Raw genomic sequence first — 14,184 nt, 5'->3', positions numbered from 1 at the left:
CATGGTCGTCAGTGAGATTTGGCCCACCTCGCTGCCGAGGATGGCCGCCGCTCGCCGCAGGTCACCGTCAGGACCGCGCTGACCGGACGGCGATGGCCTCGCTGCACGGGAAGATGCCCGACCACGCCGCTGAGGAGCCGTTGTACGACCCGCAGGTGAAGAAGCTCTGCTTCAGCCCTTGCCGAGAACGCAGAACTCGTTGCCCTCCGGGTCGGCGAGGACCGTCCACGACACTTCGCCCTGGCCGACGTCGGCGCTGGTGGCGCCCAGAGCCCGCAGCCGGGCCACCTCCGCCTCCTTGTCGTCAACGGGGTACGGCAGCAGGTCGAGATGGACGCGATTCCACACGGTCGTCCCGTCGGAGGCGCGGCGAAGCTCCAGATACGGCCCGACGCCCTCGGCGGAGCGCAGCACCGCATGATCGTCGGTCATCTCGTGCAGGGTCCAGTTCACCGCCTCGCCCCAGAACCGGGCCATGGCCCGGGGGTCCGCGCAGTCGACCACCACCGCGGCGATCGGCCCGGTGTCCCGGTAGATCTCCCGAGGCTCCAGCACGCAGAACACGTTGCCCTCCGGGTCGGCCAGAACCGTCCACGGCACGTCGCCCTGACCCACATCGGCGGGCGTAGCGCCGAGATCCTGGAGGCGCGCGACCAACTCGGCCTGATGGGCCGCAGAGGTGGTGGCGAGTTCGATGTGTACGCGGTACTTCACCGTTTCGGGGTCCGGGACGGTCACGACATCGATGTAGAAGCCGGCGGGGTCCGGCCAGACCAAGCCCTCGGGCTCGAGGTTGGTCACGCCGGGCCCCTCGCTGGAAACACCCCAACCGAGCGCCTCCGCCCAGAACCGGCCGAGCGCCGAGTCGTCCCGAGCCTTGAAGTTCACCTGAACGAGTCTCAATGCCATGCCGCCGATCATATGGCCAGGTAGATGAGCCCTTGTCCGCATCCAGCCGCTCAACGCGGGTTCGTCGCCTGGATAGGGGAGAGGTGGCCAGTCCCAGACCCGAGCGGGTGGAGCCAGGTCTCACGCGAGCAGGAATGCGCTTCACCGGAATGGGGCCGGCGCCGGTTCCTGAAGTCAGCGGGGTGGTCAGCTGATTCCGATGACAAGAGCATCGCGGGCGGTGCGGGCTGGTGGTCCACTCGTAGCCGGGTGCGGTGGCGTGAGCACCAGCCGCCGGCCCGGGCCGAGATTCTGGTGGTCCTCGCCGACCGGGACAAGCCCGATCACACGTCGGCTGCGCAGCTCACCATCGAGTACATCGGGTAGGACGGGCGGCCTACCGTAGGCGTGAGTGGGTCCTCCCGCAGGAGGACAGGTCCGGCCTGTCGGCCGCCGGGCCCCGGCTCGTGGGCGGAGACAAGAGATCGCCGCCAGGCAGGAGTCGGCCGGACCGCCGCGTCACTAGCGTCGAAGCATGCGATCTGATCTTGGCGTCTTCCTGAAGGCGGCTGTGAGCAGGCCCTTGGTGATCGGCGCGTTCGCCCCCACTTCGGAAACGCTGGCCGCGCAACTGGTCGAGGTGGTGCCGAAGCGGGGCGCGCCGACCGTGCTGGAGCTGGGTCCAGGGACCGGTGTGATCAGCGGGCTGATCAGATCGCGGCTACCGGCCCATGCGCGGTTCGTGGCGGTGGAGACCGACCCCGCGATGGTCGATCATCTGGCGGAGACCCGTCCGTGGTTGGAGGTGCTGCACATGGACGCCGCCGATCTGGGTTCACGCATCGGCGAGGGCGAGGTGGACGCCGTGGTGAGCGCGCTGCCGTGGACGCTCATCCCGGAACGAGCTCAGGGGCGCATCCTCGAGGCGGTCTCGCGCGTCCTGGCGCCCGGCGGCAGCTTCGCCACGATCGCCTATCTGACCGGCACCCGTTTCGGCCCAGGCAGGCGGTTCCGCGGGCGGCTGGGCGCGGCCTTCGACGAGGTGCTGACGACCAGAACCGTCTGGCGCAACCTGCCGCCCGCGCGCACGTACGTCTGCCGACGCCCGATCGTGGCCACGCCGCCCGAGCGGGAGGGCCGTTCGTAGCGAAAGAAGCGGCATCTGGCAGACCAGTGGAGCAGGCATGACAACGGTGGCTGCCGGGCCGGCGGATCGGGGCGGGCTGGTGACCGCGTCCCACAGCGCCACGGTGAGAAGCGGGCTGTCCGTTGCGGCGCAGCAGCACGGCGAGCGCAGGGACTGGCGCACCCACCGATCATCTCGCCCACCCGCGTGGACAGGGTGATGTGGTCGACGTGCGTGCGGGTGCCGCGGTGGGCGGCCACCTCCTCGCGCGTGGGGTGACCGTCCTCGCTCACCTCCCAGTCGATCTGCGTTGGTCGCCCGCATTCCACCAGTGCGGCCGCACCTCCACAGTGAACCTTTGGCCGAGCTGACCGCAGAAGGCGCGGACCGCTTCGGCGCGGGCTGATGGGCGATCTGTCCTCCAGCCAGCCGGGCATCGTACGCGCGCCTGGACGGGCAGCGGTCTCCCTACAATGGCCGGATGACACGACGTGGCGGGGTGAAGTGGGCTGACGCGAGTCCTGGCGTGCTTCCCACCTGGGCGCCCCGGCGAGCCGGTGGCCTCGCACGTCCCCCGCGCACCCGCTTCTCCTCGAGACGCGGGCCGGGGCCGACCGCTCGATCGTGTCCATCCCGATGCCGCCACGCGGCGACTCCTGGCGATTCGAGGAGCCCGATGTGACAGGATGCGGCATCCCGCTGCCGGCCAACCGGCGGAACCCGACCCGAAGGGTGTTCTCGCGCGAGGAGCTGACGGCGTTCGACCTGCGCGGCGTCAGGTGTGCGGTGGCTCATGTCGGCCTGGCGGGCGCGCGCCGGGTCTCCCGAGCGACGTGCTGAGCGCCGCGGGGCTGAGCGCCGAGGAGGAGGCCGCCTACCGGCTCCTGGTCAGGACCGCCGGGGTCGAGCCCACCGAGCTGGCGGAAGAGCTCGGCGTCGAGAGCGGAGCGGCGCGGCGGGTGCTCGGCTCCCTGCTCGCCAAGGGCCTGGCGCGCGCCGTACCTGGAGAGCACGACAGGTTCTGCGCCGTCGCGCCGGACGTGGCGCTCGCGGCCCGGCTGCACAGGCGGCAGGAGGAGGTGGACCGGGCCAGGCAGGCCGTGGAGCAGCTCACCGGGGAGTACCTGGCCCATGCGCGGCGTCGCGAGGCCGCCCAGCTGGTCGAGGTGATCACCAGCAGGACGGCGCTGCGCGAGCAGCTGCGGCTGCTGCAGGACAACGCCCGTCACGAGGTCGTCTGCCTCTGCCGGGCCGGGCACGTGGCGATGACCTCGCAGGAGAACACCGAGGAGCTGGCCGCGCTGCGACGTGGGGTGGGCTACCGCGTCGTGTACGAACGCGCCCTGCTCGAGGAGCCAGGCATGCTGGTCAACCTCGCCGACGGGATCAAGCTGGGTGAGCAGGCGCGCGCCCTGCCCACCCTGCCGGTGCGGATGATCGTCGCGGACGGCGAGCTGGGCGTGCTTCCGCTGATCCAGCACACCGGCGGGCTGACCCAGCTCACCGCGGCGCTGATCAGGCCGAGCAGCCTGCTGGACGCGCTCAAGGCGCTGTTCGAGAGCCTCTGGGAGCGGGCCACCCCCGTCAGTCTCACCACGCCAGGCAGCCCGCTCGACTCCGATCACCTCTACCTGCTGTCGTTGCTGGTGGCGGGCGTGCCCGATAAGTCGATCGCCACGCAGCTGAAGGTGTCGCAGCGGACCGTCCAGCGCCGGATCACCCACCTGATGGAGCAGGCGGGCGCCCAGACCAGAATGCAGCTGGCCTGGCACGCCGCCCGCGAGAATTGGCTGTGAAGGTCAGTAGGCCCTGATCACCGTCTGCGTGACCTGGTTGCCGCCGGAGTCGGTGGCGGTGACGCGAAGCGACGGATGCGGACGAAGGACGACCGCGCTGTAGCGACCGTGGCCGAGGGTGAGAACGGGCTGCCTGCGCCAGGTCACGCCGTCGTCGTAGGACAGCTCCAGCCGCAGGTCCTTGGCGGTCAGCCCGCTCACGCCCTTCTGGTGCCGTACGGCGAAGCCGAGCAGGCCGGGCCGTACGTCGTAGTCGACCTGCAGCAGCGGCAGCACCTGCTGGCCCTGCTTCGACCTGAACGTCCAGGCCGTCTCGGTCGCGATCGCCCGCGTCCATTCCTCGGAGGTTCGCTTGGTGGACAGCTCCAGGCGGTACTCGGCCTCCTGCGGCACGGCGGGGAAGGCGCCCCACGCGGCGTCGCGTTCCTCCACGAGCTTGCCGTCTCTCAGGAACCTGGCCGAGGCGCTGTCGTTGTCGACCCCTGCGCGGGAGGCGTGGCCGGAGGCGTCGACGAACTCGGGGACGCGGATCTCCAGGGTGTCGCCCGTGCGGGTGGAGGGGGCCAGCCAGTCCGGGATGGCGGGCCGTACGACGGGCGCGTGCCAGCTCTCGCTGACCTGCTGACCGGGCTGGTAGGTGCGGGGCGGCTCGGTCAGCCCGTCGCGCAACCGGTTCATGTCGTCCCAGGTGAACTGGTGGTTGACGATGTGCTGCCAGAAGGAGCCGTCCGCGCTGATGTACTCGGCCCGCCGCAACGGCGTCCGCACGATCCGCTGCGTCTCCATCTGGTTGCCCAGGGAGTAGGCCTGCCAGGGCCGCCAGCCGAACCGCTGCTCCTTGGCCCACCCGAAACCGCCCGTGTCCTGATATTTCGTATCCACCCGTGCGGTGTTGCGGTTGCTCACCTCGTGCACGATCTCGTCCGGCACGTGCCCGCTGGAGACCTGCATGACGTCATAGAGGTACGGCGACGCCATCGTCCCGCTGATGTCCAGCAGGGCGTGACCCTTCCTGACCCGTTCGAGCAGCCGTTGGCCGTGATCGTTGGCGATCAGCATGACCGGGATGGGCAGCGAGACCTGGACCGGGTTCCAGCCACGCCCGAGCGCGTCATCGGGAGTCATCACGATGATCGCCGCGACCGCCCCGGCCTTCACCGCCGCCTGAGCGGCGTCTCCCCACGCCACTGACGGGTCGCCCATCACGGCGACCTTGCCCCGAGCGGCGCCCGCCCCCTCCGCGAGCCGCCACAGGTGACGGCCCTCCACGCCGGGCGAGCCGCCGAGAAAGCCCATCGGGTACGCGGAGCCCGCCACCCGCGCGGAGATCTTCGGCGCGACCAGCTGCCAGCGGGAGGCGAACTCGAACGTGCCCTCGCTGACCGGCTGGGTGGGCGAGACGTTGAGCCCCTCGACGACGTCGAAGTTCATGACGCCCTGGGAGATCTTGCGCGAGCCGAAGGCACGGTGGGTGAAGTAGGTGAAGATGCCCACCTGCTCCACCGGCTCGCTCACCTTGACGGTGACGGGGCTGGTCCTGCGGTAGTCGAGGACCACCTCCAGGTCACGGTCGACCTTGAGCTCCGGAATGACGACGAGCCCGTCGCGCGGGTGCATGCGGCCCCAGCCGTTCGCGAGGTTGATCGCCTGCGTCATGTACGTGCCCTCGGAGACCTCCACGGTCAGACCCTGCTCGGGCACCCAGGTGAAGACGTCGTCCTGCTGCGACGCGCCGAACATCGACAGCGTGTCGGTGCCGGTGGGCTTGCCGGCCGCGTCCACGGCGGTGAAGCGGACCGTGTGCTGTGGTCCCTTCCAGGTGAGCGCCAGCGTCGTGTGCACGCTCTCGGTTCCCGCGGTCGCGGTGACGTGCCCGCCGTACCTGCCGAAGGGCAGCTTGGCCAGATCCACCCGGACCTGGACCTCGGCGGTGCCGCCGGCGGCGACGGTGACGTTCCGCGCGCTGAGCACGGCGCCCGTGAGGGTGCTGGAGAGCTCCAGCGTCACCGGCGCCGCCGTGCCGTTGGTGTACGTGATCGTGCCCTCGGCCGTGCCTGTCCCCTCACCCTTCTCGTGCCTGCCGAGGTTGACCACGCCCGTGGCCGTCACGCCCTGCCGCAGGGCGCGCGCCACGTCGAGCCTGCCCCCGCCCGCGTCGTCGACCTGCTGGCCGTCCACCGTCCTGGCCGAGCCCACCAGGGCGTCCTTGATCTGCGCCGCCTTCCACTCGGGATGGCGCTGCTTGAGGATCGCGGCGGCCCCCGCCACGTGGGGGGTCGCCATGGAGGTGCCGGACGCGGCCGTGTACTGCTCGTCGACGGGCTGGCCCATCCCCGTCCCCGTCGCCCTGGCAGCGACGATGCCCACGCCAGGCGCCGTGAGGTCCGGCTTGGGCGCGTCGTCCAGTCGCGGACCCCTGCTGGAGAAGTCCGCGATGGCGTCCTTGCCGTCCACGGCCCCGACGGTCAGCGCGGAGGTGGCCGCTCCGGGGCTGCCCACGGAGTAGGCCGTGCCGTCGTTGCCGGCCGCGACCACGAAGAGCGCGCCGGTCCGCTCGGTGAGATTGTCGACGGCGACGCTGAGCGGATCGGTGCCGTCGGTGACGTCACCGCCGAGGCTCATGTTGATCACCGACGCTCCCTCGGCGGCGGCCCATTCCATGCCCTCGATGACGCCGGAAAGAGTGCCGGACCCGTCGTCTCCGAGCACCTTTCCGATGATCAGCTCCGCGCCCGGGGCGACGCCCTTCTTACCGACCCCGCCCGCGATGGTGGCGGCCACATGGGTGCCGTGCCCGTGGGCGTCGTTCACGTCCGGGTCGCCGGTGAACACCTTGGTCCGCGTCACCCGGCCCGCGAGATCCTGGTGGGCCGCGTCGACTCCGGTGTCGAGGACGGCGACCTTGACGCCCTTGCCGTCGAACCCGGCCTGCCACGCTTCGGGCGCGCCCACCTGCGGCACGCTGTGATCGAGCGAGACCTTGACCTTGGCGTCGAGCCAGATCTTCGCCACGCCCTGGGCCAGGCTCGCCCGCTCACCGTCCAGAGACTTCCACAGCCGGCCGATCGTGCGCTTGTCCGCCGACACGGCCCGCCCGTTGACGCTCTCCAGCGGAGCCGCGGTCCTGGTGGCCATGGCGTCGTAGACGAAGAGCAGCGGCAGCTTGTCCGTCGTCGCGTCGTCGTAGCCCTGCTCGATCAGGTCGGTCACGGAGAACAGGCTCGGGTCCAGCCGCTTGGCCGCCAGGTAGGGCACCATGTCGACCGGCAGAACCCGCAGCTCGCCGTCCTCCTCGGTGGTGTGGAAACCCATCCGCTCACGGCCGGGCCCCGGCTTCACCTCTACCGCGGTCCTGCCCTGTTCCGCCTGCCTGACGGTCACCACGTCACCGGTGATCAACGTGACGCGGTGGACGCCGGAGGCGGCAGGCTGTGCCGTCGCCGGTGATGGAGAGCTCAGCAGGGCGGCGGCGGATATTCCCACCGCCGCCACATGTGCGGACCAGTGCATGGGGGGTGAACCTCTCGTATCAACAACTAGTGATCACGAGAGTGGCGATGGCGGGTCCTGCCCGCCAGTGCGCAGACCTGCCGTTTGTCTGCCATGTCGTTAATGCGACAGGGGTGCAGCGTTACCTGGACACATGACCGGCATCGCCCGGGCGCGTCAAAGGAGCACACCGACCACGGCCTGCTCACGCTGCCGTTCCAGGACGGCAACGGCGGTCTCCAGGTGCACACCGCGCAGCCGGATCGACGTTCATCTGCAACATCGGCGACCTGCTCGACACCGGATCGGCACCCATCACCCGCGACTCCGGGAAGAGCCTGGTGATTCACCACCGCTGGGAGAAGAACCAGCGCTCGGCCGCAGGCCGTACCAGCTCGACCGCCGGCTGATGGCGCTCTCGCACCTCACCGCCGCGAAGGCGCCGAGCGGGGCCGGTCGATATGTGACGTTCGCTGCCCGACTAACCCCCCGTCCGGCCGGGCATGACCCCCTTGCGTGAGAACGGCGCACGACCGATCGGCCGAGGGGGACGGCGATGGGACGGCAGGTCCGGCCGCGGCTGCGCGTGGCCAACTGGCACAAGATGCGCGCCACCTTGCAGCGAGGCCACCGCCGAACTCGCCCGCTGGGATCGGGACGCCCTGGAGAGCGACCCCGCCCGCCGGGCGCACCACAGCCTGTGAGGGGATGAGCATGGTCGACCGCGAACAGCTGCCCGCGCCCGTCGAAGGGCTCGTGGTCACGCACTTCCTGACCGTCCGGGACGTGGCCCGCTCGCGCGCGTTCTACGCGGACGTCCTGGGCGGCGAGGTCGTGCTTGACGAGAACCCGGCGATCGTGAAGGTCGCCAACACGTGGATCATCATGAACCCCGGCGGCGGGCCTACCCCGGACAAACCGGACGTCACGCTGCGGGCGCCCGAGCCCGGCGACCCGGTGACCGCGTTCATGAACGTCCGCGTCGCCGACATCGCCGCCTTCCACACGCACGCGACGTCGCTCGGCGCCCGGTTCCTCACCGAGCCGATCGACCGCAAGGCCGAGATCCGCTGCTACATGCGCGACCCGGACGGGCACCTCATCGAGGTCGGCCAGGCCACCGGCATGCTGCACGGCGTCTACGCCGACCCGCCCGCCTGACCCCGTCCGGCCGGGGACGGGCGCGAGCGGAACCTCGACGTGCGCCCCGGAGGGCGAACCTGATCACGGGCTGCGGCCAAACCAGTCGAGGAGCCCTGGGCTCAGCTGGCCGGAAGCGCGGCGTACAGGCCGGCGCCGCCGCTGTCCGGGTCGGCCACCGTGGTGTGGCGCATCCCCCAGAACCCATCGAACGGCTCGGCGATCCCGCGATGGCCGGCCTCGACCAGCTCGGCGTACTTGGCGTCCACCCCGGTTGGGGTGTCGAACTCGCAGCACGGCAAGGTGCGTGGTCGCCGGACGGCGTCGTCCAGCCGGGCAGGAACGGCGTGCGGAAGCCTTCGGCGTCCAGCATCACGTGCGGCCCATCTCCGGACCGGCGCCTCACCATCCCGCCGTACCCGGACCGAAACCCCGCCTGCTCACGGAGCTGTGTGACCGTGCGTGACGCCCCGGCGTCGGGACGAGAAGGCCCGCATGAAGGGCGCTGTCAGGCAGCGTGAAGCAGCAGGACGCCATCACGTGTCCTCCGTTGAGAGCCCTTCGACGAACGCCTCCTGCCGGAGGCGACGAGGGAATGTCCGTATGGTCGATCCCGGTCGGCCATATGGCCGATCAAGATCAACCGCGCGGAACCCTAGCGTCGGGTGACGAGATCATCCGGACAAAGGAGCTTCCTGTGCGTGCACGAAAGATCGCCGCGGCCGTCGCCACGAGCGCGACTCTGCTGGCGGGGATGGCGGTCACCGGCCAAGCATCGGCAAGCGTCGCGGGTGACGCCGGGACCGAAGTACTGGCCCGGTTTCAGCACCAAATGATCAACTGGCACGGCTGTAAGACGGGACCGAACGACGAGACCGGCGAGGAGCTGGACGCGGCGGGCGCCCGGTGCGCCGAGATCACCGTCCCGCTGGACTACCGCAGGCCCCAGGGACGGACCATCTCGGTGGCGATCTCACGAATCAAGGCAACCGACCCCGCCAGGCGCCGGGGCGTCATGCTGATCAATCCCGGTGGTCCGGGCGGGCGCGGGCTGCAACGCGCGCTCCTCGGCACGTTCATGCCCGCCGTCGCGGCCCGCTACGACCTGATCGGGATGGATCCTCGCTTCGTCGGCCGTAGCACGCCGATCCACTGCCGGTGGACGACCGACACCCCCACCCGCTCGGCGGGCCCGACCCGCCGCACCTTCAACGAGAGCGTGGTCCTCATGAAGAAGCTGGCGGTCGGGTGCGTCCAAGGCAACCGTGGCCTGCTGCCGTACGCCAGCACCCGCAACACCGCCCGCGACATGGACGTCATCCGCGCCGCCCTCGGCGAGTCCAAGCTGTCCTACCTCGGCTATTCCTACGGCACCTACCTGGGCGCCGTCTACACGCAGATGTTCGGCGGCCGGGCCGACCGGGTCGTGCTGGACAGCGCGGTCGATCCGGACGTCTACGGTCCCGATCTACTGTCCGAGAACGGCCCGGCGATCACCGCCGCACTGAAGCACTGGGCCTCATGGGCCGCCGCTCACGACGCCGAGTACGGCCTGGGCGCCACCGAGGCCGAGGTCCTGGCCACTGTGGAGCGCGTGAACCAGGCCGCCACCCGGCGCCCGCTGCGGGTCGGCGGGTACCGGATCGACGCCCACCACGTCCCCTATCTGCTGTTCATCCGCCTCTACGACGACAGCGCAAGGGCGTACGCCGGCTTCGCCGCGGAGGTTCGGGTGCTGGCCGACGCCGCCCGTGGAGAGGCGGTCACTGCCGTCCCGGCCTCGCTGAAGGAGACCCTCGACGGCCTGTTCACCGGCTCGGGGACGGCCGAGGACCGGGCGGGAACCTCGATCCTCTGCGCCGACCGGGCCGCCTCTCGCGACCTGGAGACCTATTTCCGCGCGATCCAGGCCCACCGTGCCGGCGAGCCGCTGTTCGGGCCGATGACCCGCAACATCAGCCCCTGCGCCTTCTGGCCGACCACACCGGTGGAGGCGCCTACCACGATCGGCAACGACACCCCGATGCTGATCGTCGGCGCCGACGGCGACCCCGTCACGCCCCACCCCGGCCAGCGGGCCATGCACCGAGCGCTGACCGGCTCCCGCATGGTCACCCTGCGCGGCGCCTTCCGCCACGGCGCCTACCTCGCGGCGGGCAACGCCTGCGTGGACGCCACCGTCAACCGGTATCTGGTGGACGGCATCCTGCCCGACGGCGCCACCACCTGCGACAAGGACAGCGCTCCGGCCGGACGACGGTGAGCCGTTCATGAGACATGATCGGGCTCTACGGCCAGAGCGGGTGGTAGGGCCCTCAGGGTAAGGCCGACGACGGCGGCCAGCAATGCGGCATCAAGAGCGGCGAACAGGTGCTTGTCGTTCTTCGGGCGTGCTCGCCGTCGCAAGTCTCGGGGCCAGGAGCCTCCCCGACGTCCACGCGGACGCTCTCACCGCAGCGGTCCAGCAGGCCGAAGACCGCCTGTCGCGGGCCTGGTGGTTGTCCTCCTCGGCCAGGCGCTGTTTGCGGTAGGCGACAGCGCCGCCGACCACGGCACGGGCAATCTTGATGATCTCCAGCAGGTTGCCGGTGGTGAGTTCGTCGAGCCTGGGCGGCAGGCCGATCCAGGCCAGGGCGCCGACCTGCAGTCCGCCGGCGAGGAGGGTGACGGCCAGGGCGACGCCGATGTGAAGCAGCTTGGCCGGTCGCGGCCCGGCGAGGCCGTCGGCGCGGGCCTGCTGACCGGTTGCCCCTGGCAGGTCAACTCGGTGGCGAGCGTGTTCAAGACAACGCCGTCCAGCGCAGCGGCGACTCCGGATCGCCCCGAGTGGCCGGCTCCACCAGCGCATCCAGCACCGCGGGCAGCCGGGGGTCGACCTGCTCGGCGCGCTTGCGGACCGCTCCGGATCGACGCATCCAGCCCTCCCTGCGGACGGCGCCCCTCGTTTCGGGCGGTCTTACATCGAGTAGGCGCCGGAGGCGAGGGCGATGACGCCGACCACGGTCATCAGCAGCGCCGAGCCGGGGTGCATGGCGATCGAGATGCGGATGTCCTGCTTCTTCCAGGCGAGCCAGACGCCCGGGTAGAGGAAGACGAGCTTCGACAGGACCGTCCAAGGGGCCCAGAAGTGGTACACCGAGAAGAAGAAGGTGTTGAAGAACGGGGCCCACTTGCCGAGCTGCGGGAGGCGGGGCAGCAGGAAGCCGCGGAAGTAGTACTCCTCGAGCAGGGGCAGGGTGAAGCCGGTGAACGGTGCGCAGATGAGCAGCGTGGTGAGCACGAGCTCCTGCGAGTAGCCCTGGAGGTAGGCGGTGCCGTCGGGGCCGGCGCCCTGGTAGTCCACCCAGGTGAAGAACCAGTCGTAGACGATGTTGTCCAGCGGGGTCAGCGAGAGCGCGACCACGGTCATCCACACGAGGCACGCGGCCCCGAGCCAGAAGACCTTGCCGCGCGAGACCGGCTTGTCGCGGTAGTGGACGACGCCCTTCATCGTGAAGCGGCCGGTCCGCTTCTTGCCCAGCCACAGCAGGAACAGCTGGAGCGGGAAGAGCACAACCGCGAGGGCGATGGCCCAGGCCAGGAAGATCGGGAAGCCTATCGCCCGGACCAGGGGGGCGGCGATGAACGCGTACACGGCGACGATGACCGCGCCGGGCACCAGGTGCAGTGCGATGGAGAACGGGACGGAGTGACGGTCGGCGAGGAGCTTCGCGACGAAGCCTCTCGGCTGGGCGCCTTGGGTGTCTGCCGGGGGCTGCATTGCTGTATCCATGCCGAGAATGGTGGCCCCGCGACCTAACACGGACCTGACATCGCGCTGACACGGCTTCGAGTCGCCGTGAAAGGCGCAGGTCGCGGCGGGTCTGGCCACGGGTGAGCAGGTCGGTGCGCCCCTGGCCGGCCGCTGCCACGTCAAGCTCGACACCAGCGGATGGCGGCCGCTGCGGCCGGCGCAACTGCGTGAGCTGGGGCTGACGCCCTGACTGGCCCTGCGCCGCCAGGTGGAGGAGGCGTGGGCGGGGGCGGCCCGCGCACGGCGCGGACCGCCACCAAGCTCACGGCTCGGTCTGTGTGAGCAGGAGAACGAACGTGGGACTGCCCACGTACGTGCCCGAGTCAGCGCGTACGACTTCAGGCGTGGGCGGGTTCGACTCCGAACCACCGCTGCAAGGCTGCCCGGAGTGTTTCGATCTCCATGGGATCGGGCCGGGGGGATGCAGATGCCCAGGCCACATAGCAGTCCGGTCGAAGGAGCAGGGCGGTGGGCGCGGGGGTCTGGGAGCGCGCCGTGACGATATCGACCTGGTCGTGCCGTGGGGCAAGTGTCTCCGCCAGTGACGCATCTTCGGTCAGGTCGAGCAGCAGAGGGCGTGCGGTTCTGGTCAGCTCGGCCAGCCGGACCGGCCCGGTCGGAGTGTGCAGCTCCATGTTCGGGGCGAACCGGCCGGTCAAAGGGTGCGCCTCGCGTTCGCCCATGTCGTAGCGGACGTCGGCGCCCGCGGTGAGTTCGGCCAGGCGCTGCACGGTGTCCGGGTCGCGGAGCAGTTCGGTGAACACCTCGCGCAGTCCGGTGACATCGCTGCCTGGGGCGATCAGGGCCGCCTGTGCCTGCGCGTTCAGCACCATGCGCTGGGCGGCCGATCGCCGCTCTGCCTCGTAACTGTTCAGCAGTCCGGACGGGGCGCTTCCCCGGATCTCGGCGGCGAGTTTCCAGCCGAGATTGACCGCGTCCTGCAGGCCGAGGTTGAGCCCTGGACCACCTCCCGTGGCGGCGTACACGTGCGCGGCGTCACCGATCAGGAACACTCGGCCGTCGGCGAACCGTTCGGCGATTCGGGTGTTCCCGCCGGCCAGCCGGCGCAGCACGTGCGGCCCTGCGCCGTCGGGTGGACCGAGCGGCACGTCGACGCCGAGCACGCGGCGGATGCTCGCCCGCAACTCGTCGAGGCTCATTGGGGCGTCGGTCTCGGGCCGGTCCCACTCTGTGGTGCTGACCAGCGGTGGGTGGCCGGGCATCGGCGCGTAGGAGAACCCTCCGTGTTCGGTGCGGTGGGGCAGGAACGGCAGGACAGCGCCGTGGCCGGGCACGTTCAGCGCACCGGTCGCGGGATCGACCCAGTCCGCCGGGACCGTCGCGTGCGCTGAGCGGACGGTCATCCGGTCGTAGGTGATGCCGGGGAATGTGATGCCGGAGAGCTTGCGCGTGGTGCTGTGTGCTCCATCCGCGCCGACGAGGTACCGGGCCCGCAATTGGTAGGCCTCGCCCGGGCTCGCGACGTCGATGGTCACCGCGTCGTCGTCCTGCGACAGGCCGACGACCTCGTGTCCTCGCCGGATCTCCACGCCGAGTTCGATGGCGCGCTCCTGCAGGACCTGCACTATGCGTCGCTGCGGCACCGGCAGGGCATAGACGGGGCTGTCCTGCAGCAGGCTCAGGTCCAGGCCCATCGCGCCGAACATGAAGTATCCGGAGTTCGGCTGCGGAGGTTGTGGGCTGCCACTGAGACGTTCATGCAGCCCCCGGTGGTCGAGCATTTTCACCACCTGGCCGAGCAATCCGTTCGCCTTCGGTTCCTCGCTGGGCTCGACCAGCCGCTCCAGCACGACCGGCCGGGCCCCTGCCAGGCTCAGTTCGCAGGCCAGCATCAGCCCGTTCGGGCCGCCGCCGGCGATGACGACATCTGTGATCACGTGTTCTCCTTGATTCGTACGGAAGGGGACGGGACGGATGGAGCGCTGAAGCGC

At 70.4% G+C, this 14,184-nt stretch carries 9 protein-coding genes and 1 pseudogene; 4 read left to right on the top strand and 6 right to left on the bottom strand.

Annotated features, from left to right (window positions below; all coding sequences use genetic code 11):
- Positions 1 to 171: 171 nt before the first annotated feature.
- A complete protein-coding gene (locus ACWDLG_RS23515; RefSeq protein WP_449923907.1) occupies positions 172 to 909 on the bottom strand; it encodes a VOC family protein in 738 nt (245 codons plus the stop codon).
- Between the two features lie 514 nt (positions 910 to 1,423).
- On the opposite strand from ACWDLG_RS23515, the gene ACWDLG_RS23510 reads away from it, so the two are divergent.
- Both ACWDLG_RS23510 and ACWDLG_RS23505 read left to right on the top strand, forming a co-directional pair.
- Positions 1,424 to 2,035: a class I SAM-dependent methyltransferase gene (locus tag ACWDLG_RS23510; protein WP_449923124.1), complete on the top strand. Its 612-nt coding sequence runs from the start codon at positions 1,424 to 1,426 to the stop codon at positions 2,033 to 2,035.
- 812 nt (positions 2,036 to 2,847) lie between these two features.
- Positions 2,848 to 3,810, top strand: coding sequence for a helix-turn-helix domain-containing protein (locus tag ACWDLG_RS23505; protein ID WP_449923121.1), 963 nt, complete (start codon positions 2,848 to 2,850; stop codon positions 3,808 to 3,810).
- Between the two features lie 3 nt (positions 3,811 to 3,813).
- Here the strand turns inward: ACWDLG_RS23505 and ACWDLG_RS23500 are convergent, their stop codons facing one another.
- On the bottom strand, positions 3,814 to 7,320 hold the full coding sequence (locus tag ACWDLG_RS23500; RefSeq protein ID WP_449923119.1) for a S8 family peptidase: 3,507 nt from the start codon (positions 7,318 to 7,320) through the stop codon (positions 3,814 to 3,816).
- A 687-nt stretch (positions 7,321 to 8,007) separates the two neighbouring features.
- On the opposite strand from ACWDLG_RS23500, the gene ACWDLG_RS23495 reads away from it, so the two are divergent.
- Positions 8,008 to 8,460: a VOC family protein gene (locus ACWDLG_RS23495; protein ID WP_449923116.1), complete on the top strand. Its 453-nt coding sequence runs from the start codon at positions 8,008 to 8,010 to the stop codon at positions 8,458 to 8,460.
- A gap of 101 nt (positions 8,461 to 8,561) precedes the next feature.
- On the opposite strand, the gene ACWDLG_RS23490 is transcribed toward ACWDLG_RS23495, so the two are convergent.
- Complete coding sequence (locus ACWDLG_RS23490; protein ID WP_449923113.1) at positions 8,562 to 8,708, bottom strand: hypothetical protein; 147 nt, start codon at positions 8,706 to 8,708, stop codon at positions 8,562 to 8,564.
- Positions 8,709 to 9,136: 428 nt separating this feature from the next.
- Between ACWDLG_RS23490 and ACWDLG_RS23485 the strand changes: the two genes are divergently transcribed.
- On the top strand, positions 9,137 to 10,702 hold the full coding sequence (locus ACWDLG_RS23485) for an alpha/beta hydrolase (protein WP_449923111.1): 1,566 nt from the start codon (positions 9,137 to 9,139) through the stop codon (positions 10,700 to 10,702).
- Between the two features lie 467 nt (positions 10,703 to 11,169).
- Here the strand turns inward: ACWDLG_RS23485 and ACWDLG_RS23480 are convergent.
- The 3 genes and pseudogenes from ACWDLG_RS23480 to ACWDLG_RS23470 all read right to left on the bottom strand — a co-directional run.
- Positions 11,170 to 11,363: pseudogene (locus ACWDLG_RS23480) on the bottom strand (ISAzo13-like element transposase-related protein); the annotation flags it as partial.
- Positions 11,364 to 11,395: 32 nt separating this feature from the next.
- Positions 11,396 to 12,211, bottom strand: a complete 816-nt coding sequence (locus tag ACWDLG_RS23475; RefSeq protein ID WP_449923108.1) for a CPBP family glutamic-type intramembrane protease — start codon at positions 12,209 to 12,211, stop codon at positions 11,396 to 11,398.
- 359 nt (positions 12,212 to 12,570) lie between these two features.
- The gene (locus ACWDLG_RS23470; RefSeq protein ID WP_449923105.1) at positions 12,571 to 14,130 is read right to left on the bottom strand and encodes an FAD-dependent oxidoreductase; all 1,560 of its coding nucleotides are present in this window, start codon (positions 14,128 to 14,130) and stop codon (positions 12,571 to 12,573) included.
- Positions 14,131 to 14,184 lie beyond the last annotated feature (54 nt).

The sequence above is a fragment of the Nonomuraea sp. NPDC003727 genome (assembly GCF_053586935.1).
Note: the sequence above shows the minus strand (reverse complement) of the source record. Positions and strands in the feature narration are given on the sequence as shown.

Coding starts and splice junctions, on each gene's coding strand:
- ACWDLG_RS23515 (WP_449923907.1), bottom strand. CDS start 909: ATGGCATTGAGACTCGTTCAGGTGAACTTCAAGGCTCGGGACGACTCG.
- ACWDLG_RS23510 (WP_449923124.1), top strand. CDS start 1,424: ATGCGATCTGATCTTGGCGTCTTCCTGAAGGCGGCTGTGAGCAGGCCC.
- ACWDLG_RS23500 (WP_449923119.1), bottom strand. CDS start 7,320: ATGCACTGGTCCGCACATGTGGCGGCGGTGGGAATATCCGCCGCCGCC.
- ACWDLG_RS23495 (WP_449923116.1), top strand. CDS start 8,008: ATGAGCATGGTCGACCGCGAACAGCTGCCCGCGCCCGTCGAAGGGCTC.
- ACWDLG_RS23475 (WP_449923108.1), bottom strand. CDS start 12,211: ATGGATACAGCAATGCAGCCCCCGGCAGACACCCAAGGCGCCCAGCCG.